This is a genomic window from Streptomyces spororaveus (assembly GCF_016755875.1).
Classification (GTDB): Bacteria; Actinomycetota; Actinomycetes; order Streptomycetales; family Streptomycetaceae; genus Streptomyces; species Streptomyces spororaveus.
This window is the reverse complement of record NZ_BNED01000002.1, coordinates 1-21,336: the sequence shown is the minus strand read 5'-3', so window position 1 is coordinate 21,336 and position 21,336 is coordinate 1. Positions and strand designations below refer to the sequence as shown.

The 21,336-nt window shown below is 70.3% G+C and carries 27 protein-coding genes; 20 read left to right on the top strand and 7 right to left on the bottom strand.

Features of this window, described 5'->3' with window-relative positions; all coding sequences use genetic code 11:
* Positions 1-50: 50 nt before the first annotated feature.
* Positions 51-326, top strand: coding sequence for a hypothetical protein (locus tag Sspor_RS00350; RefSeq protein WP_237403557.1), 276 nt, complete (start codon positions 51-53; stop codon positions 324-326).
* A gap of 16 nt (positions 327-342) precedes the next feature.
* Here the strand turns inward: Sspor_RS00350 and Sspor_RS00345 are convergent, their stop codons facing one another.
* Positions 343-1,647: a helix-turn-helix domain-containing protein gene (locus Sspor_RS00345; RefSeq protein ID WP_202197149.1), complete on the bottom strand. Its 1,305-nt coding sequence runs from the start codon at positions 1,645-1,647 to the stop codon at positions 343-345.
* Between the two features lie 525 nt (positions 1,648-2,172).
* Positions 2,173-2,508, bottom strand: a complete 336-nt coding sequence (locus Sspor_RS00340) for a hypothetical protein (RefSeq protein WP_202197148.1) — start codon at positions 2,506-2,508, stop codon at positions 2,173-2,175.
* Between the two features lie 265 nt (positions 2,509-2,773).
* Between Sspor_RS00340 and Sspor_RS00335 the strand changes: the two genes are divergently transcribed.
* From Sspor_RS00335 to Sspor_RS00310, 6 genes are all read left to right on the top strand, one after another.
* On the top strand, positions 2,774-3,658 hold the full coding sequence (locus Sspor_RS00335; RefSeq protein WP_202197147.1) for a hypothetical protein: 885 nt from the start codon (positions 2,774-2,776) through the stop codon (positions 3,656-3,658).
* A gap of 234 nt (positions 3,659-3,892) precedes the next feature.
* Complete coding sequence (locus Sspor_RS00330; RefSeq protein ID WP_202197146.1) at positions 3,893-4,036, top strand: hypothetical protein; 144 nt, start codon at positions 3,893-3,895, stop codon at positions 4,034-4,036.
* A complete protein-coding gene (locus tag Sspor_RS00325; protein WP_202197145.1) occupies positions 4,033-5,403 on the top strand; it encodes a hypothetical protein in 1,371 nt (456 codons plus the stop codon). The genes Sspor_RS00330 and Sspor_RS00325 overlap by 4 nt, the downstream gene beginning before the upstream one ends.
* A 147-nt stretch (positions 5,404-5,550) precedes the next feature.
* Positions 5,551-6,828 (top strand): AlbA family DNA-binding domain-containing protein, encoded by a 1,278-nt coding sequence (locus Sspor_RS00320; RefSeq protein WP_202197144.1) that lies wholly within the window; start codon positions 5,551-5,553, stop codon positions 6,826-6,828.
* A 183-nt stretch (positions 6,829-7,011) separates the two neighbouring features.
* Entirely contained in the window at positions 7,012-7,701 is a 690-nt protein-coding gene (locus Sspor_RS00315; RefSeq protein ID WP_202197143.1) for an HNH endonuclease family protein, read from the top strand.
* A gap of 405 nt (positions 7,702-8,106) precedes the next feature.
* Entirely contained in the window at positions 8,107-9,303 is a 1,197-nt protein-coding gene (locus Sspor_RS00310) for a hypothetical protein (RefSeq protein ID WP_202197142.1), read from the top strand.
* Between the two features lie 102 nt (positions 9,304-9,405).
* Here the strand turns inward: Sspor_RS00310 and Sspor_RS00305 are convergent, their stop codons facing one another.
* Together Sspor_RS00305 and Sspor_RS00300 are read right to left on the bottom strand one after the other, a co-directional pair.
* Positions 9,406-10,641 (bottom strand): GNAT family N-acetyltransferase, encoded by a 1,236-nt coding sequence (locus tag Sspor_RS00305; RefSeq protein WP_202197141.1) that lies wholly within the window; start codon positions 10,639-10,641, stop codon positions 9,406-9,408.
* Positions 10,638-11,021, bottom strand: a complete 384-nt coding sequence (locus tag Sspor_RS00300; RefSeq protein WP_202197140.1) for a hypothetical protein — start codon at positions 11,019-11,021, stop codon at positions 10,638-10,640. The genes Sspor_RS00305 and Sspor_RS00300 overlap by 4 nt, the downstream gene beginning before the upstream one ends.
* 481 nt (positions 11,022-11,502) lie before the next feature.
* On the opposite strand from Sspor_RS00300, the gene Sspor_RS00295 reads away from it, so the two are divergent.
* On the top strand, positions 11,503-12,057 hold the full coding sequence (locus Sspor_RS00295; RefSeq protein ID WP_202197139.1) for a hypothetical protein: 555 nt from the start codon (positions 11,503-11,505) through the stop codon (positions 12,055-12,057).
* Between the two features lie 300 nt (positions 12,058-12,357).
* Here the strand turns inward: Sspor_RS00295 and Sspor_RS00290 are convergent, their stop codons facing one another.
* Together Sspor_RS00290 and Sspor_RS00285 are read right to left on the bottom strand one after the other, a co-directional pair.
* Entirely contained in the window at positions 12,358-12,555 is a 198-nt protein-coding gene (locus Sspor_RS00290; protein ID WP_202197138.1) for a hypothetical protein, read from the bottom strand.
* 13 nt (positions 12,556-12,568) lie between these two features.
* On the bottom strand, positions 12,569-12,775 hold the full coding sequence (locus Sspor_RS00285; protein WP_202197287.1) for a hypothetical protein: 207 nt from the start codon (positions 12,773-12,775) through the stop codon (positions 12,569-12,571).
* 103 nt (positions 12,776-12,878) lie between these two features.
* Between Sspor_RS00285 and Sspor_RS00280 the strand changes: the two genes are divergently transcribed.
* The 12 genes from Sspor_RS00280 to Sspor_RS00225 all read left to right on the top strand — a co-directional run bounded on the left by Sspor_RS00280 (position 12,879) and on the right by Sspor_RS00225 (position 20,416).
* The gene (locus tag Sspor_RS00280; RefSeq protein ID WP_202197137.1) at positions 12,879-13,985 is read left to right on the top strand and encodes a helix-turn-helix domain-containing protein; all 1,107 of its coding nucleotides are present in this window, start codon (positions 12,879-12,881) and stop codon (positions 13,983-13,985) included.
* 448 nt (positions 13,986-14,433) lie between these two features.
* Positions 14,434-14,988, top strand: coding sequence for a telomere-protecting terminal protein Tpg (gene tpg / locus Sspor_RS00275; protein ID WP_202197136.1), 555 nt, complete (start codon positions 14,434-14,436; stop codon positions 14,986-14,988).
* Between the two features lie 277 nt (positions 14,989-15,265).
* Positions 15,266-15,721, top strand: coding sequence for an NUDIX hydrolase (locus Sspor_RS00270; protein WP_373318726.1), 456 nt, complete (start codon positions 15,266-15,268; stop codon positions 15,719-15,721).
* Positions 15,722-16,323: 602 nt separating this feature from the next.
* Entirely contained in the window at positions 16,324-16,497 is a 174-nt protein-coding gene (locus Sspor_RS00265) for a hypothetical protein (RefSeq protein WP_202197134.1), read from the top strand.
* A gap of 23 nt (positions 16,498-16,520) precedes the next feature.
* Positions 16,521-16,820 (top strand): hypothetical protein, encoded by a 300-nt coding sequence (locus tag Sspor_RS00260; RefSeq protein ID WP_202197133.1) that lies wholly within the window; start codon positions 16,521-16,523, stop codon positions 16,818-16,820.
* 65 nt (positions 16,821-16,885) lie between these two features.
* The gene (locus tag Sspor_RS00255) at positions 16,886-17,176 is read left to right on the top strand and encodes a hypothetical protein (protein ID WP_202197132.1); all 291 of its coding nucleotides are present in this window, start codon (positions 16,886-16,888) and stop codon (positions 17,174-17,176) included.
* Positions 17,177-17,247: 71 nt separating this feature from the next.
* On the top strand, positions 17,248-17,553 hold the full coding sequence (locus Sspor_RS00250; RefSeq protein WP_202197131.1) for a DUF6247 family protein: 306 nt from the start codon (positions 17,248-17,250) through the stop codon (positions 17,551-17,553).
* Positions 17,550-17,813 (top strand): hypothetical protein, encoded by a 264-nt coding sequence (locus Sspor_RS00245; RefSeq protein WP_202197130.1) that lies wholly within the window; start codon positions 17,550-17,552, stop codon positions 17,811-17,813. Before Sspor_RS00250 ends, Sspor_RS00245 begins: the two co-directional genes overlap by 4 nt.
* Before the next feature lie 500 nt (positions 17,814-18,313).
* The gene (locus Sspor_RS00240) at positions 18,314-18,859 is read left to right on the top strand and encodes a hypothetical protein (protein ID WP_202197129.1); all 546 of its coding nucleotides are present in this window, start codon (positions 18,314-18,316) and stop codon (positions 18,857-18,859) included.
* A gap of 34 nt (positions 18,860-18,893) precedes the next feature.
* Entirely contained in the window at positions 18,894-19,214 is a 321-nt protein-coding gene (locus tag Sspor_RS00235; protein ID WP_202197128.1) for a GNAT family N-acetyltransferase, read from the top strand.
* Between the two features lie 81 nt (positions 19,215-19,295).
* Complete coding sequence (locus tag Sspor_RS00230) at positions 19,296-19,859, top strand: matrixin family metalloprotease (protein WP_202197127.1); 564 nt, start codon at positions 19,296-19,298, stop codon at positions 19,857-19,859.
* Between the two features lie 2 nt (positions 19,860-19,861).
* Positions 19,862-20,416, top strand: a complete 555-nt coding sequence (locus tag Sspor_RS00225) for a hypothetical protein (RefSeq protein WP_202197126.1) — start codon at positions 19,862-19,864, stop codon at positions 20,414-20,416.
* A 571-nt stretch (positions 20,417-20,987) separates the two neighbouring features.
* Here Sspor_RS00225 and Sspor_RS00220 read toward each other — a convergent pair.
* A partial coding sequence (locus Sspor_RS00220) for a GNAT family N-acetyltransferase (RefSeq protein ID WP_202197125.1) occupies positions 20,988-21,336 on the bottom strand: 349 nt, incomplete at its 5' end.

Here is a 21,336-nt window from a genome sequence, read left to right as displayed (position 1 = left end):
CCACCGGGGCCGACTCGCCCCCAGGTGAAGGAGGCCTCCGAGCCCGGACTGTGGACCTCCAGGCTGACCTCGCGAACGCACTGGAAGCCAACAAGCGCCTCACCTCACAGGTCCGGCAGCTGGAGAAACGACTGTCTTCCCAGCTCGGCAAGGACGTCTGGGCGGAGTCCGGGCTCGGAGCCCCGGTCGACATCGACCAGCTCCAGCGGAGAATCAATCTGCTTGAGCAAGAACTCGCCCATAAGCAGGCTGAGCTCGAGGAGCGCAGCGAGGAGCTTGACGCCGCCCGGGCAGCGAACCGAGAGCTGACCCGCGCAATCAATTAAGCGGAACGAACGCCAATCACTCCGGCAGCACGAACCCGCTCCGCGCATATCGAACGAACCAGCCCCGAGGCGTCAGGGTAATGGTCTTCCTTCGTCGATCCTCGTCCGACGTCGAACTCTGAACAAGATTTGCATCTTCGAGGGTCTTGATGTGAGGGGTCATGGCTTGCGGTGTTTGGAATCCGAACTCGAAATAATCGCCAGGAGAGCAACTCCCGCCATACGACACGAGAGAACCAAAAACCTCCCAGGCGCGAGTGCCGGACAGATCCGTCTGTTCGGCACTCTTTGCCGCCTCACGCTTGACCCACTCTTCAAACAGGGCACCGAAATCGTCTTCACGCTTTCCGATATGCCCCTCATCATCCAGCCAGAACGCGAAATCCTCACTATATTTGAGCGCATTCCTGAGATTCTTATTCAGAATATCGTAGAGGAGTTTAAAGCTTTCGGGTCCGACGGGAGCTACAGCAGAGTCGTTGATTTGGTAGTAGTCCAACCGGCGAGCGATCACCTGGGTGATCTCATCGTCAGCGATGGGATCCAGCTCGAGAGGCTCAGCGAGTCTTCCTTCAAGCCGCGGAGACGAGGCACTTGTCCGGACGATGCCTCGCGCTCCGCAAAGGACCCACTTGAGACCTCGCATGGACAGCATGCCGTCCCGCATCGACTCGAGAAGAGCCCTGGCGTCCTTCGATGTCTCAAGAAGCTCCAGATTGTCGAGCACGCACACGAAGGCGCCGGATTGCGAAGTGGGGAAGCACTGGCTAAGCCATCCAGTGATGGTCGACTTCAGCCCTTCCTCGTTGAAGCCGGCTCCGGTATTCGCCGCAACAGTGCGAGTGGCGTTCGCTCCGAACCCGAGGGCGCTGCCGCCTCCACCTCCACCAGTCAGGAGAGGAGAATTCAACCAGCGCTTCACATTAGAAACGTCGGGAACATTATGCCCGCCACGTTTCAGAACGCCATGATGCTCGATCATCGCGTTCGCAACCGCCAGAAGGACCCTTCGCTCCAGTGAGGCGGCAGTCTCTTTCGGCGTCAGCTGAAACGCCTCATCGAGCGGGATAATGGCCTGGCCCGTTTCGCCTTCTTCATACTCGCGTCGAAGTCGGTAACCGACAACGGATACGAGACTCGTCTTCCCTACTCCGTTTTCGCCTTCGATCGTCGGATGCCGGTCCGATGAAGTGAGACGGTTAGCCAATCTCTTAGCGACTACTTCACGCCCCACAAACAGAGCTTCACCCTCTGCAGAGGCAGGTACTGGGCGAGTCGCATACGGACTTTCCTGAAAACCCATCTCGGTCCAGATCGACACTGCATTTCCTTATCAGGAGGCAACCGCTCAGGGGCACGGAACAAACCGTCCCCCGCCGAGCTTAGTCGCAGCGGCGTTTACTGGGTGGCGCTTTGCCGCGACTGACATGGCGCGACGCAGGCAACGTCAAGCGCGCTCCGGGGAGCTCACCCCGCGGAGCGATAGCGCCACACCTGTTGCGGAGACCACGGTCAGTGGAAGTGCCGTTGAGCTGCACAGACAGAGTTGCGCATCACACCATCCCCCAGAGAAGCGGCGATGCCCGCGGCCCTTCTCACGCTTACCCACGTCGGCTCCTCCCACGACTCGTATCCAGCTCCTGCCCTAACGAGCGCAGACCCGACCTGAGGCGAGACAGACCCGAGAATCACTGACACGGCTCATGCCGGGGCTGGAGTGTGTCGGGGCGCGGCCCCCGTCGCGGCCCTGGTGGCCAGGGCCGCACCCCCCTGCAGACGACGCTACCCGCGGAGCAGGCGCCGGCGCCGCCGCATTTCGGGACCTGCACCCCGACGGAGGTACTCGTCAGCCATCGCCCTTCACCGCAGCCCCGCGGATGCGTCGGGCGAGCCCGATGAGGACCGAGCGGGCCCACCCCACGGGCGGCTGGAGGGCGGCGGTCTGCAGAGTCGGCTGGTGTTGCGCAAAAACCCACCACCCGGACTGGCCCAGGAGCGCACCGACCACGTCCTCGGAGTCGTTGACGCCGGGCAGGTAGATGACGCTGCAACCGTGCTGACGGGCGCGGTTGATGTCCCAAACCCTTACGTTCAGCCCGCTGACCAGCTCATGGCCCTCGAAGAGGAGAGCCAACCGGTTCTCAAGGTCGATCGAGCACTCCCAGCGGTTGTCACTGGTCACGGGAAGGCTCACGGGAACCATGCCGACGGCCCGCGGCAGAGCGTCGTCATGCCCGTCTGCACCTCCGAAGAAGAGCACACTGGCACCACGGCCATGGTGCTGCCCCACTCCCGCGGGGACGGCTCTCATCTGCGAAAACGCCGCTATCGGATCCATTGCTGCACCCTATCCGCGCTGGTAGGCGGCGTACCCGCGAACCTTCCTCACGCCCTCATTCATCGGGAGCGGCATCAGCTCGCCCCCCAGAGCGGACTACGCTGACGCCATGCGTATCGGGGAGTTACTGGACCGCTGGGGTGTTCACCTCATCGTCGGAGCCCTGATCACCGGGCAGGTCGTCTCTACAGCCGTTCAAGGCCCCCACCCCATCGCCGCCTACACCTCGCTCGTCGGTGGCGCGCTCTGGGCCTGGCACGGCCACCACACCAGCGACCGCGCCATCTCATCCGGGTACTTCGCGCAGATACTGACCTGGGACCCCTTCGTACGCCCGCACAAGGCGCCCGATCCCACGGCGCTCTACCTGGAGATGGCCGCACGCATGCGGCAGACCGAGGAACACGTGCACGCCTTCGCCCGCCGTCACGGGCTGGAACGCGTCTCCCTCGCCCTGCCCGGCGACCGGCACAGTCACAAGGACGCCCGCGCGACCGGCCACGGCCTGGCCGGGCACCTGTGGCTCGGCGCCCTCTGGTTCCACCCAGACCACACCCGGCACCTTCCGCCGGTCCTGGAACACGAACTCGCCCACCTCCGCCGGCGAGACACCCGCACCCGGCTCGTCGTCGAAACGTGCGCGCTTGTGTCCGTCATCCTCGCCTCCGGCCTGTTGCCCCTCTGGGCCTTCACCGTGACCGCCCTGACCGCGTGGTTGGGTACCGCCGCTCTGCACTGGTGGGCTGAACTCGCCTGCGACGCCGCCGCGGTACGGGCCTGCGGCCGTACCAGCGTCGCTGGCATGTGGACCGCCGACATCGCCGACGAACGCACCACCCCGCTCGCCGCCCGCGCCTGGAACTTCATACGCACAGGGCACCTGCACCCGCCCCTGCGACTACGCCGCTGCTTCGCCCTCCACGCACCACTGCGCTCCAGCGACGCGCCGCACCCGCTGAGTACACCCCCCGGCCCGCTGGCGCGACGGCCCTGATGCCCGGCCGACCGCTCACGCCCCGGGGCATGCCCGCGATCGCCGTCGACCCAGGCTGCCATGCACCGGAACGCCGCTCCCCTCGGCAGAACGATCGAAACGATGCCGATCTCGCCCGATCGGATCGGGCGACGTGAACTCGCGCAAGAATCTTTGTCGGTGTGGGTGTCGCCTGTCCCGGAAGGGTGAGGAGGGGCATCGGGCCCGCTCCCGCTCAGCGGAGGGATCCGGCTGGTGAACGTGTATGTCTTGGTGGTGCTGTTGGTGGGAGCGGTCACGGGCGGGGGCCTGTGGGCCGCGGGCGCGTCGCCCGCGGAGGTTTTCGGCGGCGCGGTCGCGGCCGCCCTGCTCGCCGACCACCTGCTGGAGCGCCCGTGAACACCCGCCGCCAGCCCGCTGCCGCGCCGGGGCCGACCGAGGCGCGTGGGTGGATGCCGCCCGCGCCCGCGACCGGACTGGGCCGCTTGTGCCCCAGCTGCCGTCCCTCCGGCCGGCGCCGCGGCCCGGACCCCCGGCGCTGGCTTGAGGGGATCCCGCGCTTCGACACCGACCAGCTCGAACAGCTCGCTTTCGCGTGCACGCTGGTCGGCTACGAGCACCACACGGCCACGATCGAGCGTGTGGCCGCGCTGGCCCGCAGGGCCCGCATGCGCGCGCAGCAGCTCTTCCCGTACGGCCTCGGCCCGGTTCTCGGCGACCTCATGCTCCCCGCCGACGGCGGAGGGGACATGCTGCGGGCGCTCACCGACCTTGCCGAGAGCCTCTTCGCCCACCGCCGGCCGCCCCGCACCTACCCGGTCTGCCCCTGGGGGAGCACAGACCGCCTCAGCTGCGGGCGCGACCTCTTCGGCCGGCTGGTGCACGACCACTGCCATGCCCCCACCGGCCCTGTACCCGCCTGGCGTGCGAAGTCCTGGGCCGTCTGGACCTGGCGCACCGCCTGCGCCCTGGACCGCCTTCCGCCCCGCCTCATCCAGCACCGGGACCCTCAGCCCGTGGACGTGAGTGTGCCCGGCGGCCGGGTCGGGCCGGGCATGATCGGCCCTATCGTCCTGGTGATCGGGAGGGACGGCCCCGCCCAGAGGGCCCGGGCATCCCACCACGTGCTGACCGCCCTCATCATGGAGCTCAAGCCCGACCATGTGGACACCCGCGCCGCCCTCTTCGGACTCCACGGCCACCTGAAGCCGGCCCCCGGCGGCCCCTTCGTGTGGGGATGGCACGGCTACGCGCCCCGCTCGTTGTTCACCGCGGCCCTCCAGGCCCGGCACGCCAGCGTCCACCACGGGCCCGACGACATCGTCGTCGGCCACTTCGCCCGCCACGTTGCCCCAGACCGCCGGCGCGAGCGCGTCGCCCAGGGGCTGCTGGAGGAGGGCTGGGACGAGCAGGTACGGACCGACGACGAGCTTCGGGCCCTGCTGCGCGCCGCATTCCGTGCCGCGACCTCTGCGGACACCGAGCTCTGGGAGCGCACCGCCCGCGGACGGCGGGTGGTCCGGCTGGACGACGCCGACCTCATCGCGGGCAGTGGCGCCGTCGACCCGGACCCGGGGCTGAAGGAGGAGGTCGGCATCGTGCTGGACAAGCTCTCGCCCGAGGAGCGGGAGGTCGCCTTCTGCTACGCGACCGGCCTGACCTGGAAGCAGGCTGCACTGAAGGTCGGTCAGAAGGAAAAGATGGGGAACAGCGTGCGGCGCAAGCTCCAGCGGCAGGGCACCGAGTACCTTCGCCGACGGCACTAGCCACTCCCCTCACACCTGGCGGCTGGTCTGCGCCCTACAGGGTTGCCGACCAGCGGCCGCGGGAGATGGTGGTACGACGAGACCCCGCGCTAGGGCACAGAACCCAACGCCGTCCGAGGTGTCAGCGGTGCGCCGTAGGGTGCGGGCATGGCCCGTTCATGGACACGACTGCACGAGCACCTCGGTGCCCAGCCCGGCCCGCTGACCTTCGACATGGTCAAGAGGGCCGCCGACGACAACCTTGCCGAGTCCGATGACCTGGACTGGAAGGAGATGCTCCCGCAGCCTCCACGTGACGGGCGGTGGAACGAGCTGGCCAAGGACGTCGCCGCGATGGCCAACACCCGTGGAGGCCTGCTCATCTACGGCGTCACGGACAAGACCACGATCCCGGTCGGCATCGACCCCGACGAGGTCCACACCCAGCAGTACGCCCAGTGGATCCGCAACCACGTCCAGCCCTACCTGCCCGACCTCACCTTCACCACCCTCACCTCCCCCGACGGGAACCTCAGCTTCCTGGTCATCGACATACCCGCCAGCCCCATGGCTCCCCACCACGTCTACGGCACCGCCGCCAAGGACAAGGACCAGCAGGCCGCCGTCGTGCCCTACCGCGACGCCGACCACACCGCATGGATGGCCGAGCACCAGATCGAACGCGCCTACCGCGAACGCTTCACCCGCGCCCAGCACGCCCAGGACGAGACCGACAAGCTCCTCACCCACGCCCTGGACGGCATCCTTCCCGACCAGGCTGAACCCTCCGCCTGGCTCGTGGCCGTCGCCCGCCCCGAGCGCCCGCTGTCCCGTACCGCACCAGCCCTCGCCCGGGAAAGCGCGGCCGTCCTCTGCGAGACCGCCCGCACCCGTTCCAGGCGCCTGGCCGGCAACCCTCTGGCCGCCGGGCCGCTGACCGGCCTCGAAATCGTCCGGCCGCGGCCCGGATTGCGGCGCTGGGTCTTCAGCACCCTGCCCCTGCTCATGGGCCAAGGCAGAGGCATCTACGCCGAGCTGCACCACGACGGCAGTACCGTCCTCGCCGTCAACCTGTCCTGGAACGCGATGCGAGGCTCCGGCCGGGCGGACGAGTCGGCTCCAGGCATCCTGGTCGATGCGGACGTCACCGGCGCCGCGTGCCGTGACGTGCTCACGCTCGCCCAGGACCTCGCCCGTCACCTGCGCGTGGACAGCACGCTCCACGTCACTACGGCCATCGTCACCGCCGAACCGACGCCTCTGACACCGGTCGTCACGGAGCACGGCGTTTTCACGAGCATCCCTGACGAAGCCCGCCGGCCCCGCCGCATCCAGCCCGTCACCACCCAGGTCAACCCCGCCGACGAGGACGACGTCCTGCGCGAGCACGCGCAGGAGACCTTCACCGACCTCATGAACCAGTTCGGCTTCACCCGGCTCATGTAGCCGGGCGGGCCCAAGCCGGCCGCCGGCGGTCGGCGTCGGGGCGCAACGACGCGGGGGAGCGTGGTGCTCACCCAGCCGGGTGGCCCGTGCAGTGGCGTTTCGCCGGTGAACCTGGGTGACCGGGCGGGTGAAGCCGGGGCCAGAGGCTGTTGCCGAGGGTACGGGGGCCGGTAGAACCAACCCATGATGATCATGATGCGGTCGGCCGTCACGGCCGCCGCTGCCCTTCTCCTGTCCCTGCCCGTCACCGCCGCGCACGCGGCCGCGCCCCCTGCGCCCCCGGTCGCGGCGGTGCCGCAGGTGCTGCCGATCGGCGTCGCGGTCTCCGCGCTCCCGATCGCGACCGAGGACCGGACCGGCTACCAGCGTTCGAGTTTCCGGCACTGGAACGCGGGCGCGAACCCGTCCGACGGCTGCAACACCCGGGCCGAGGTGCTGATCGCGGAGGCCCTGGAGGCGCCCGAGGTCGGGCCGGGCTGCACCCTGACCGGGGGCGTGTGGTGGTCGTACTATGACGCGCGCGAGGTGACCCCGGCCGGGGCGCTGGACATCGACCACATGGTGCCCCTCGCCGAGGCCTGGGACAGCGGGGCCAGTTCATGGACCGCCCAGAGGCGCGAGGCCTACGCGAACGACCTCGGTCAGCCGTCTTCCCTGGTCGCGGTCACCGCCCGCTCGAACCGGCAGAAGGCCGATCAGGACCCGGCCGAGTGGCTGCCGCCGGCCGCGGACGCACTGTGCCGGTACGGGGCCGAGTGGACCGCGACCAAGCTCCGCTGGGGCCTCGCGGTCGACGAGCTGGAGCAGGACCGGCTGCTCGACATCGCGGCCGGCTGCGGCGACACCGAAGTGGAGTTCACCCCCGCCCCGTAGGCCGGAAACAGCAAGCGCCGAAGGGCCGTCGCCTCGGGAAGGGGTGACGGCCCTTCAGCCTGACCGGATCGGGTCCGGCTGCCGTTCTCCGCCCGGATGAACCAGGCAGACGTCGAGAGGACGGCTTCAGGGCCACGGGAACCGTCCGCATCACAGCTCCAGGTCCTGACACGGTCGACGGCGGGAGCCCGGCAAGTTCTTGGGCGCCCGCCGCCTGGGCTTGTCCCGGCACGAGTTGCGGCGCTACGGTCGGTGCGGCGTTTGTGACCGCCCGACTCCGATGCTGTGCGTTCCCACGTGACAAGCAGCGCCGGCGGACAAGGTTCTGTCGAATCTCACCGACGATCACCTGTGCTTGGATCACCGAAGTGCGGGACGTGGGACTGCACGGGACGACGAGCACGCATGACGCGCAACCGTAAGAAGAAGCTGGCCATCCGGGCCGAGGCCGACGGGACCAGCCACGCCCGCGCCGCACGCCTCCACGGATCAGCTCCCCACGAGATCCTGACCGCCGACATCCAGGACCGCCTGATCCAAGCGTTCCAGGCCGAGGGCTGGCCGGTGGAGAACGACGGATTCCCCGAGGGCGGCACCTGGACCGGCTGGCTCGGGCCGGTCTGGTCGATGCTCTCCCGGCCGGGCGGCGGATCGGACCTTGACGCAGATCCCGACGATCCGGACCACTACGACCTCACGACGGTCCCCGAACTGACCTTCATCGCCCCCAGGATCCCCATCAACACCGGGGAAGCGATGGTGCTCACCCTCCCCGCCACCACACCGCTCGCGGACATCGTGCACACCGTGGGCGCGGAGCTCGCACGCGCCCGAGCAACCAAGGCCGACGCCCTGGTCAACGCCGCACAGTGCTCCCTGTGCGGCGACAAGTACCCGGCCGCGCACCTCCTGCCGGCGACCGAGAGCGACCGGCTCCTACTCTGCCCGTTCTGCGTCTTCGACGGCGACATCCTCCACAGCCACCCGCTGCGCCTGGCCTACGCGATCGACGCACTGACCGACGAGGACATCGCCGCCCCCGCAGGCTGGTCGGCCGTGACCGCGCTGCTGGCCTGCGCCGCGGGTCCGGACCTCCGCGAGCGTCTCGAAGGCGATGACGGTGTTCTGCGACTGCCGCTGCCGCACTGGTTCGACCCCGGTCAGGTGTGGGTGTGGCTTCCGCCCGGTGATCTGCCCCCCGCCCTGCAGGACCTGGGACCGGGCACGAGGCTGGACACACTCGTGAGCGCGGTAGAAGCAGCTCACCCCGACCTTCGCGACCGATTCCGTGCGGAGGTTGCCGCCACCCTGGAAGAGGACGAGGAAGACGGTGGCGGTGAGGACGCGCGGGACTACCTGGTCGAGGAACTGTGGCCGGCCGCGCTCTGCTACGCGGTCACCGCGGCCACCCAGGCCCGTGAGCGCCCGACCGGCCACTCACCATGGGACCTCCTCGGTGACGGCTTCGAGGAGGGCAACATGGCCGAGAGCTTCCACCAGATCGGCAGCACCCTGGACGCCGACGCCCTCGGGCCGATGTTCACCCTGTCGATCGGGGTGCCGGTCATCTCCGAAGCCCTCGGCTTCAGCCCCACCGCGTAGCAGGGCGAGGCCGCTCCGGCACCGGGGCGGCGCGGCCCCACCCCCACGGTAGAGCCGAGACCTGCCGACGTTGGCGACGTCCTCGTGGACGGGGCGCTTCGGCTACGGGAGGCGGGGCCGGGGGGTGGGAGCCGGCGGTGGCTGCCGTGGATCGTCTGCCCGGGTGGGGCCCGGCGCGGGTGGGCTGGGGGGTGCTGCGGCCGCGCGGGCGGCGATGCCGTCCAGCAGCCGGTCCGCGACGGCTCTCAGCTCTCCGGCCCTGCCGGCGATGAGCTGCTCCCAAGGCGTCGGCGGGGTGCGAAGCGCTCCGGCCTCGTCGTAGCGCTCCAGGTAGCTGTCGCTCGCTGCCTGGGGGTAGAGCGGAGGGACGGCGGCTTCGACGGGCAGGTCGAAGATGGCCGAGTGGAGGGTCTGGGGTGCCGAGCTCTGGCGCCAGGACAACCCGGCCAGCTCCACCGGGACGTCACCGCTGCTGGTGTACTCCAGGTAGCTTCCCGCGCTCTCGTACTCGGGGATTTCATCGGGCAGAGGGAGGGCGTGGAAGACGAGCTGGGTCGCGGGAAGGCCCGGCCCCTGGCCGCCCGCGGCGAGTTCGCGGTGCACGGCGTCGTCGAGCGCGGCACCGGGGGTGGTGTTCCACCACCCGGTGTGATCTTCGGGGCGCGGCAGGTTGCCGTGGCCGAGGTGGTCGAGCAGGGCGTGTGCCCGCTGCTCCGCCGGATTGCCCGGGTCGTGCACGTAGCGGTGCAGCCTTGGTGGCAGGTGGACCAGCTGCCCGGCGTGCAGGGCCTGCGCGGTCGGATCGGCCTGCGGCATGTCCACCCGCCGGAGGAAGGACTTGTCGTGGCCGATGAACTCCATCTCCAGCCGCTGCCGGTAGCGGTACTCGGCCCCGCCATGCCCGTCGAGCCCGAAGTGCCTGTTCCACGACGCGTTGCGGGTCTTGTCGGCGGCCACCCTGCTCGCCATGAAGTAGGCCGCCCATTCCCCTGGCGGCCGGTTGTGGATGTTCCGCCCCGGCGCCGGATCGCGGTAGGCGTCCCACCAGTGCGCACCGTCAATGGTCCGGACCCCGTGATCGACCCAGGCGTCCGGATAGGCCTCGTAGACCGTGTCGATCAGCAGGGAGGCCAGACCCCGCCCCCGGAACCCGTCGAGCACCTCCAGCATCGACACCGCCACGGCAGCGCCCCGCGGGTGGGCGTGGAACTGCACGGATCCGGCCTGCCGGCCGTCCACCAGGGCGATGACCTGCCAGCCGGGCCAGCGGTGTCCCGGTCCGGCCTTCCAGCCGGCCAGCCGCAGCGACACACCCTCCCAGCGCATCGCGCCGGTCATACCCGGGGCGCTCGGGCGGGGCGCAAGGAGACCACCCGCGCCGCGACGCCGCTGCTGCCCGCGACCGCGTGTGACACGGCCGCGGTGACAGCCTCTTCCAGCCGCGCCCGGACCTCCTCCAGGGACAGCCCCGGCCACTGTGCGGGATCGACGTCGAAGGCCGTCTGCATGACGACGCGCATCGGGCCGGGACCGGAAGCAGGCAGGCGGGGCGCCGTCACGACTTCCGCGATGCAGGCGACCTCCCCGCGGGCGTCGGGGGTGCCGCGTGAGTCGAAGGCGATCTCACCGATCTCGCTCAGACCCGTGACCAGATCGTCGACGGCCTCCGGCGGGCCTTTCAGCTCCACGCGGGTGAACAGCGGCTGCGTACCGGTCACAGGCCCTCCTTGACTCATCGGGGATCCCCCTGGGGTAACTGGATCGCAGAGAGGTGAAGTTCCCGTCGCCAGAGCTTGTCGGATCCGTGGGCCGAGTGACGACAGCGCTGGGTCTGACTGTATCGAGGCGGCCACGACCGCCACGCCGATACGGTGGGCGCGTGAGCGAGGCCAGCACCGGGACCAGTCCCGCAGAGGCGGCACGCGTGATCAGCCCCCGACGCCCGGACAGACGGGGCCCGAAGGGCGAAGCCCAGATCCCGGTGTGTCCGAGTCCCGGAGGCCAGGGAGCGGAACCGTTGGTGAGTCCGGTCGGCGGGGCCGCACATGCCCATCTCCGCAGTGGGCGGTCCGGCACCGTCTGAGTTCATGGTGAGCGTGAGCGTTGAGGTACTCGCAGAATCCCTGTGCGTAGCTCGGCCCATGTCATCACGCCCCAGAATTCCACTGGGACACCAGGCTCAAACGACGGAGGCCGTTGATGGATCAGGGACTAGCGGGGCTGGTCGGCGCGGGTATCGGCGCCCTCGCCGGCGGGGGCGCGGCGATAGCCGCGGCCGCGCTAGGCCGTAGCGGGATGAGGGCGCAGGCACTCGGTGCGGTGGAGCAGGCGCGAGCTTCCATCCGGCAGGCGGAAGTACAGGGCGAGGAAGAGCGCAGGCAGTGGAGGCGCATGCTGCGCAGGGATGCGGCAGTGGCATTCATCCTGGCTGCACACGAGTACGTGGACGCCCTTGATCGGCTGGTGGACGCCTCATACTCCAGCGGTAGTCGACTCGTCGCGCAGGCACATCTGGACCAGGTGGAGAGCGCCCATCAGGCGATGCGGCGGGCCAGTGTCATTTTCGATCTAGAAGCACCGAGCTCCGGCGACGCCTCCGCCCGGATCATGGCCCAGGCATTCGTCATCTCCAACCAGATGCCGCGCCCGGGCACCAGTGGGGGCTGGGCTACGGGCTTTGTCCAGCAGGTCAGCGAGCTCAGGCAGATGGCCGGGGCTCTCAACACACAGCTGCGCGCGCATCTGGACGGCTGAGAGCCCTGGCGTGATGGGCATGCTGGCTGACGAGTTCGCGCAACTGCACGTGATGGGCGAGCTTGACTGAGACGAGCGCTGTGGGGCGGCTGGCTGGCGGAGGAGTTGGTGATTGGCGCGGCCATGACGTGCCCTTCGGACACCGCTTCGGGAGCCCCATCCGCCCCCCGGGGTCTGCCTGGAGCGGGCCTGGTGCCTGGCACCTGACGCGTTCCGTCCCTTGCCGGGCGCACCCCCAGGGGACGGCTGCCGTCGCGCGTGGCGGCACAGGCGTCAGGTGTCGGGTGTCAGGACAGCCCCTCACATCCGGAAGGCAGTCGTGGGGTCGGCGTGCCACTCGCGTCCGCCGCGCTCGGGCGAGATGAAGGCCACCACCTGCCAGCGGCGGCCGCCGGGCGGGTCGGAGGGGTCTTCCCAAGCGGGGTCGATTTCCCGCAGGATCCCGGTCCTGCCGTGGGCGTCCTGGACGCGGTGCCCGATGTCGTGCCGGTCGATCATCACGGTTCCTGTCTCAGGCGTGGGGGTGGCGGCGGATGACGACGTTGCAGTCGGACACCCCGGACAGGTCCCCGGTCCGGCGGTACATGGACCGCCGTGCCGCTGCGCCCGTGCACCGCGGACAGCCCGGGACCGGCTTGGGATCGAGTCGGGGGAGTGTCACGTGCACCACGGCGCCCTGGCCTCCGCCGGGTGCTCCGGGCCTGCTGTCGTACGTCATGCCGCTCACCACTCCTCGACTGCCTGCACGGGCCCCTCGCATGCATACCGTCGGTGATCTGATGTCCCCTCACCAGGGGCATCGGTAGGGGCAAGATGGGGTGATGGACCTGGGGGACTTGATCAGAGACCTGCGTACCGCGCGAGGATGGTCGCAGGGCAGGCTGTCCGACCACATCAACGCCCGGTACGGGACGGCTCTGACCCGTGAGTACGTGTCCCGGTGGGAGCGCGGCGCGGTGAAGCCGGGTGCCTACTACCTGCGGTGCCTGTCCGTCGTGCTGGACGTACCGCTGGCCGTTCTGGAGGGTCAAGTGGACCGACGTGAGTTCCTCACCGACGCGGCCGGCGCCGCGATAGCCCCGCTGGTGGCCTCCGACCTCCTCAGCGCCGGGTTCGCCGCCCGCCTGACCGGCGGCCCCACCATCGAGGCGTGGGAGGCGAAGCTGGCCACGTACGGCACCGAGTACATGAGCCTGGGCGCAGCCGACATCCAGCGCCGGGTCAGCGCCGAACTCGTCACCGTCCAGCAGCAGCTCGACAACCCCCGTCTCTGGTCGGTCGCCGCCCGCCTGATGACCCTCTACGCGAAGACGTTCCCGGGCTCGGACGGGGCGAAAGCCGTGCACTGGTACCGGATGGCCGCGAAGGCCGCCGACGCCTCCGAAGACCTCGACACCCGTGTCTGGGTCCGCGGCCGCGCCGCGATCGCCCTCGGCTACGAAGGCGCAGCCCTCCCGGTCGCGGACGTCTTCGCCGACCAGGCCATCGCCATCAGCGACCGCCCGTCCCTGGGCCTGCTGAACGCCGTCTTCGGCAAAGCCCACGCTGCGGCCATCCGCGGCGACCACACCACCGCACGTCGGCTTCTCGCCGAGGGTCGGCGCATCTTCGACCGGGCCGGCTCCCACGAACAGACCTCCGACTACGCCGTCCCCCACTGGCGCGTCAACGTCTTCACCTCCCTGCTCGCCGCCCGCCTCGGCGACGAGACCACCGCCGTCGCCGCCCAGGACGCCGCAGCCGCCGAGTTGCCCGCGACCCTGCCCCGGTTCGCGACCCACCTGGAGATGCACCGCGGGCTGATGCTCGCCCGCTCCGGGGACACCGCCGCCGGCGCCGCGCACGCCCGCGCCGCGCTGGACGCCCTCCCGCCGCAGAAGCACTCGCTGACCCTGCGCCTCCTCATGGCGGAGGTCGAACGGTCGTGACCGTCCGGTGCCGGGCCGGGGTTCAGGCGTGAGCCCAGCCGAACTCCGGCGTTCCGCGGACCCTTACAGTCCCTCGCCGGTCAGCGAGCAGGCTACGGCCTCTGCGCAGGCCTCGATGGCGCGCTCAACCTTTGGCGAGAAAGAGCCCTTCGCCCAACCTTCGGTGAGAACGCTCGGCCTTCGCTGCGAAGGGACACCCAAGTAGCCCCCACCGGCAGTGACACCCCCTGCGGCGCTGCCGACGGCTTCGGGGGCGCCACCAACCCCGAGTTCCCGTACGAATGAGCACGGTTGTGTCTCTAGCCGCCGGTCTGTGCATGCTCCCTACCCCGCCACAGCCCCACGTGGCGGGTCCCGGTCCGCGTGAGAGACATGCGGACCGCTGATGTCCGGGCCAGCCCCCGCCGCGGCGGCCGGGCCCCACCCCGCCGAGAGAGGAGTCCCCACCGTGGGAGAGATCGAGGACGCGATCGAGCGGGCCGACCAGGAGGCCTTCACCAAAGAACCGCCCAAGACCCTGAAAGGCCGGATCAACTTCCTGCTGCAGCGGCTCAAGACGACCAAGGCCGTCGCCGCCGAGCTCGGAGTCAGCCAGCGGTCGGTGGAGCGCTACCGCAAGGGCGACCGCAAGACTCCACCCAAGCCTGTCGCGGAGCGCATCGATACGGCCGTGCGCGCCCGCTGGCAGCCGGTGGTGCGTGGCCGCCGCCGTAAGGAGGCCGCCACCAGCACCGGCATCACGGTCGAGACACGAGCCCGGTTCGGCTACACCGCCCCCGTCGGCAGCACCGACGACGGCCGCGTCCGCCGGCTCACGGTCCACCTCCCGCCCCTGTACGCCCAGCGCCTGTTCGACGCCCGCGCACAGGGCGCCGCCGACCGCGACCTGCGGGCGATCGTCGCCGAGGGACTGCAGGAGATCTACTTCAAGGACGGCGGAACCCGGGCCGACGAGCTCCGGGTCGAGTTCACCGACATCGACTACTTCGACGTCTCCTTCTGAACCCCGGCCGTCGCCGCGCCCAGCAGGACCGCCCGGTGAGCCGAAGCGCGATGGTTGTCACATAGGCAGGCTGGTTGTCACCGACGGTGTTGTGGGCGGTTGAGCCTGAGCGCGACAGGTCGACAACGGTGGTCATCTGTGTCCGGCCTCCTGGTTCCGGTTCTCCTGGGTCGGCCTCTGCCGGCTCGGAGAAGCGGCGTTGTCAGCGGGCTCTGCCAGGGTGTGCGTTGTGGATGAACTGGTGGAGCGTGTCGACGATCAAGATCGTGTGCTGGGGATGGTGGCCAGCCGCCGGCAAGCCATCCGAGAGGGTTGGCTCCACCGAGTCGCCGTGACGGTGTGTCGTGATGAGCGTGGCCGGATCCTCGTCCACCGGCGGTCGGAACAGGTATCACGCTTCCCCGGGCTCTATGAGGTCGAGGTCGGTGGCGCCGCAAATGTCGGCGAGTCCTATGAACAGGCCGCCGCGCGGGAGCTGGCCGAAGAGCTGGGCATTCGTGCGCTGCCGCGCCTGCTGTTCACGTTCCTCAACCGCAGCGGCTTGAGCCCTCACTGGCTCGGCGTGCACGAAGCCGTGGTGCCCAACGCCGTGGTCCCAGATCCCGATGAGGTCGCCTGGCATGGCTGGCTGACCGAGCCGGAGCTGCGGTCGGCCCTGGTGGAGTGGCGCTTCACCCCCGACAGCAATGAAGCCTTCAGCCGGTATCTGGCGTTCCGGACCGCGCGGTCCTGACCTTGCCCCCAAGCTCCCGATCTTCGTCTCCGGTGACAGAACGACTGCCGAATTGAGCGCCTGTGACAAGTCGGATGCCTCGTGTGTGACAACCAGGCTGCTTCGACCGTCCCCATTCACCAGCTCAGTCGGTCGCGCTGGTGACAACTTCTGAGCTTCGGCTCACCCGGACGTGCACTGTCCGGGCGGGACGCCGCCTTATTGTGCGCGTCAACGCCAGGCACTGCCCGGAAGGTTTCGGACGGGCCGCTCCCAGCCCCATAGCGCTGCCGACCGCGGCAGGGTCCCCGGCTGCCGTCACACGTCTCCGGCCACCGCCCCCGGTCGCAGCATCCAGGTCTGGCCGCCTCCACCAGCACACCGCCGCCCATACCGGCATCACGTGAAGACATGCGCCCGGTCTCGGTACACCGCCGCAGTCGGCCCAGCGCCTGTCCGACGCCCGTGACACGGGACCAAGCGACCAGCAGGTGCGCCGGATCCTGGCAAAAGGATTGGGAGAAATCCATTTTCAGGACGGCGCAGCCCGCGCTATTGGACTGTCAGACGTGGAAACAGCGACGTCGACTACCTGAATGCGAACTACCAATTCGGATCCTTTGATGGCGAGCATCAACTACCCGTACCCGGACCCGAGGAACGACGCCGAACGTGAGTCGAACCGCCAGACCGAGGACGACTACGAACGCCAGGAGCAGGAAGCGGCTGACTTCCTCGACTGGGCCGAGGGGCTGCCGCGGTCGCCCCTGAGCTGCTTCTCGAACAGGTGCGGCTAGACCTCGCCACAGCCGGGCTGCACATGGCCCCACCCGAGCCGCTGGCGGACGAGGAGCAGGGCGGCGTCGTGGTCTACCTCGACGACGACGCTCGCGTGGTCGTCGACTGGTTGCCCCAGACCCGGCTCGACCCGGCAGCGCTCGGGCAAGCCGAGGCCGATCGCGCGGACTCCGCAGCAGGCATCCGCTGCGCGACGGTCCGCAGCGCGATGGATACCGCCCTGGGCGCCATCCTGACCGGCTTCCGCTACACCACCACCCGGCACCCGCACTTCCGGCTCGGCCACATCATCGGGCAGCCCCCGACCACTCCCGACCTCTAGGAGCAACCCCGTGCACGACCGTGGCAAGCCCCTGCTGCCCGCCACCGGCCACGACGCCGCGTTCTATGTCGCCAGGCCCGACGTCCCGCGCGAGGACACCATCACCGTCCAGACCCGCAGCGGCATCCGCCACCTCCCGGTCCTCGGCGCCGGCCGCGGCGGCCCCGACCGCGACCCCGCTGTCCGTCCCGGCCGAGGACCTCGCGGCCACCGCCGACCGCCTCCTGCCCAGCGCCCCGAGCGACACCGACCTCGCGACGCCTGACCTCCTCCACCACCTGACCGCCACCTGGAACATGCAGGACGAGCCGCTGCGCCAGTACGCCCAGACTCTCGCCCGGCCGGTAGAGATCTGACGATGCCGGCTTCCGCACTGTTCCGGCGCGCGTACCGTTGCGGTACGACCCGCCGCCGGGAGGAACCCTCGATGAGCGCCCAGCCCGACCACGCCCCTGTCACCCCGTATGCGCCCGCCCCCGGTGCTGCGGCCGAACTCCGTGCGCAGTTGCGCGCGGACCGCCGCGCTGAGACGTGGGCGCCGGCATTCGAACGGGACTGGGTCAAGGCCCTGGACGACGCCCGCCACACCTTCAGCCTCGCCCCCCTGCACGAGGTCGTACGCACCTGGCAGCTCCGTGTCGCCGCGGCCCCGGCCGTCGACGCGTTCATGGACTCCGGCCAGGACGACTCCGACTTCATCGACCTTGACGACATCCTCGGCGGCCGCCCGTGACGGAAGAACAGCCGTGGGCAGTACGCGTATCCCCGCGGGCCGCCAAGACCCTCGCCGGACTTCCCGCGCCCGCCCGGGAGATGGTCCGCGACGTCCTGGACATCGCGGTCCGCTCCCCGTGGGGATGGCCCCAGTGGAATACCGGCGACCCGGAGGGTGAGGACGTCCGCGCCGCGTCGGTCGGCCAGCTGTCCGTCGTCTACACGGTTAACCGCCTCACCCGGCGCATGTCTGTCCTGGACGTCGTCTGGCTCGGATAACCCCGTACTACCGCTATCCCGCTGCCCGGCCCCGCGATCAGGCCGGGGGCGGGTGCCGTCAGTTTTCGGGTGTCAGGACCAACCCCTGCGGGCTGCTTTTCGGCCCGTTCCTGGGGTGGCTGCCTGTTCGACGGCTAGGGTCGTGATCAGTTCGCGCCGACAGGGAGTGCGCGGGCGAGGCCCGGTGCCCAGAGCGCTCTGGGGGCAGCAGTACCACCGGGCCGCCCCAAACGTCACCGGCCGCCCTGGGCAGCCGGCTCCCGGTCCGCGACGTACGCACCCGCACCCCGAAACCCGCCTGCTCCGGGTCCAGTCCGCCTCCTCCAGCCCGCCGGGGCCACCCCGCCGCCGATTCCCTGGTGCCGGCGGGTGTGAGCGCCCCGTGGGAAGTCCTGGCTGTGCGAAGGGTGGTCTCGTCCCGTTGCCGGGCGCGTCGCGCCGATGGTGTGGCATACCGGGATCGGAGGCCCCGGGAGCCGGGGCCGGATGGTGAAGAGGGGATGGTGGCCGTGCGGGTGGGGCAGGCGAGGGAACTGATCGGCAAGGCTGTGACGGACGCGGTGCGTGGCGGGTTCGAAGCCTGGTTCGACGACATGGACTACGCGGCGCATCCGGCACCGACACCCGCGTTCAAGGCTGGGCGTGAGCGCACAGGCCATGATGCCTCCCGCGTTCCCGAAGTCCCTCTGGCCCGGGTGGAGTCCACCGTCACCGGCGACGACCCGAAGGTGTTCTTCACCTACAAAGTCGAGTACGGCGGCCAGCCCCTGGTCCAGCTTTCCGTACGTCCGACGTGGGCGCGGCAGGTCGCCGGCGCAGGCTGGGCGGTCATGGACGGCCGGCCGGTGGTCGACGTCCTGGAATGGGACGACAGCGTCACCCCCGCCCGCCCCGCGCGGGTGCGGACCGCGCTGATCAGCGCCGACTACGACGCCTCGATGCACGGCTGGCGCGCCCACGCAGACAACCGCGCCTGCCGCGTCGCCTGGACCCGCGAGGGCACCGCCACGATCGTCATGCCCTGGGACGAACCCTCCACCGCGTGACGTTCGGGAGCACACCAAGCTCGAGGGGCTGACCGTGATCGAGCAGACCGTCATGCGCCGCATGGTCCTCCTGGACTTCCTGGCAGTGCGCGCGGACCGCCGCGGGGAAGGGCTGGGACGGCAGGTCGCAGAGGCCTTCCTCGACCGGTACCGGGTGGAGGGCCACCGGGCCGCCCTGACCAGCCTCGCGCCCGCCCGCCACGACCCCGTCTCCTTCTACCGGCACTGGGGCTGGCGCGTAGGCGCTCCCGCCGCAGGTCTGGGCGTCCAGATCGGCAGTGACCCCGTCCTGATCAACGAGATGCCCGAGCGCACGGCCAATGTGAACCTCGGGCCGCTGCCGCCAGCGGCTTGAGGGTGTACGGGGCAGGTTCGGGATGCGGGTGGCCGTGCTGAAACGATCCTCCTCGGCGGGGCCTGCCCTACCGTTGACGGGATGCGCAACCTCTTAGCCGGCCCGGCGGTTTTCGCCGCCGTGCTGCTCCTCGCGCCGGCCCCTGCGCATGCTGCGGTGGCTGCGCCGTGCATCGCGAAGTCGGGGAGCGACGCCACCGAGACGCGTGCGGACAGCTCGGTCGATGACGGCGAGATCCGGTGGACAGCGAGCACGAAGTACAAGGCCGAGTACGCCCACGCCAACAGGGCGTGGTCGTACCCGGGGGCGAGGATCAGGATCGCGCCGGATGCGGCGACGACCGTCAACGACCTGAACTACGAGGACTTCTCCGACCCGCGGAGCGCAGCGGCCGGGGTGTGGTCGCGACGTCCCGGGCCGGCGGCGACGGACCTGATCCGCTTCAACAAGGCGCGCATGGACACCTACGACCCGGCCACACGCCGGATGGTCGCGGCGCACGAGCTCGGCCACGCGCTCGGGCTGTGCCACAAATCGGGCAGCGGGAAGAACGCGGTCTCCTCGGTGATGTGGCCGGACGTCGCCCAGTACCCGGACGCCCCGACGGACGTCGACAAGGCCAACCTGAAGAAGCTGTGGGGCTGATCATGAGCGTGAAGGTGTGGGTCGGCGGCTGCCTCGTCGCGGCCGTCGCCGCGGCGGGCGCGGCCTGGTTCACCATCCCCGCCCAGGAGGCCGGGACCACGCACGCGGTGTGCGGCCCCGACCTCGGCCGTGACGACGTCGTCGCGGCGCAGTCCCAGGCGGTGGCCGTCGTCGAAGCCGTCGAGAACACCCGCTACCGGGAGGACGGCGGCAGCGCCTACCTCACGACCCGTGTGAAAACCCTGCAGGCTCTCAAGGGCGAGTTCGGCGACGTCCTGGACGTCACGCAGGGGGTGAAGAACGGCGGCAGCCCGGGCCGGTACGCCACCGAGGACCCGGACCGCTACGCGGTGCTGGAGCCCGGCCGCCAGTACGTGATCGCGGTCCAGTCCGGACCGACGGCCGGAGCCGCGGGCACCGAGGCATGGGCCTGGTACGCCGAACCGGCCGCGCGGGGCCTGGCGGGGGAGCGGCAGCACTGGCAGGAGGCGATCGCCACTGCGCCCGAGACGACCGCCAACAGCGCGTGTGAGGACGTCGATGCGCCGCCAGGCTGACCGGCGCCCGCCGCGGCCCAAGAGCCGTCAGCCGGCGGATGCGTGGCCGGCCGGGCCGGGCCGGGCGAGGGTGGCCGCCCTGCGGACGGCGAACGCGGACGCGCTCGACGGCGTGGACCGTCCGCGGAACCTCGTCCCACGGCCGGGGGCGAGCACTCTGTCCGGGTGGGGCTCACCCCGCCCCCGCGCGTCAACCCCTGCTCTCACCCTGCCGAGGGGTGCAATGGCGAGTGCGGGGAGCTACCTGCCGGACGGGCTGCTCCCAGCCCCGTGGCGCTGTCGACCGCGGGCAGGACCGGCAGCCGTCACACGTCGCCGGCACCGCCCCCGGTCGGCAGCATGCCCCGTCCGCCAGGGCCGCGCCCGCCGGACACCCATGCCCGGCATCGCACGTGTGACCGAAACCCCGGGAACTGTGGTCCCGCGGCGGGCTATAGGCTCCATCCCGGCCCGTGCCGGTATGGAGTGTGCGGGACAGGCCCCGGTCCCCGATCACGGGACGCAGTACGGCCGGGGCCGCCCCCGCCGCCAGCCTGCGTGGGAGCCGGCCAGGCACGCTGCGGCCTGCGGGTCAGGTCAGGCGCAGGTCGATCCAGGGCACGGTGTCGCCGTCGCGCAGAAGATAACGCTCAAGCTCGGTGAAGCCGTGCTGCTCGGCGAAGAGCAGTCCGTCCGGGTTGGAGGCCAGCACCACGGTCTCGATGACCTGAGCGTCCAACGCGCGGGCCTGGCCCAGGACGCGCTTGTAGAGGCGGGTGCCGACGCCGCGGCGCCGGTACCCGGGCAGGACACGGACGATGACCGTGGCGGTGGCACGGTTGTCGGCGGTGGGCGGGCGCACGGTGGTACAGCCGACCAGGACATCGCCGAGGTAGGCAACTTCCATACGGTTGCGGCCGGTGCGGGCACGGACGTCGTCG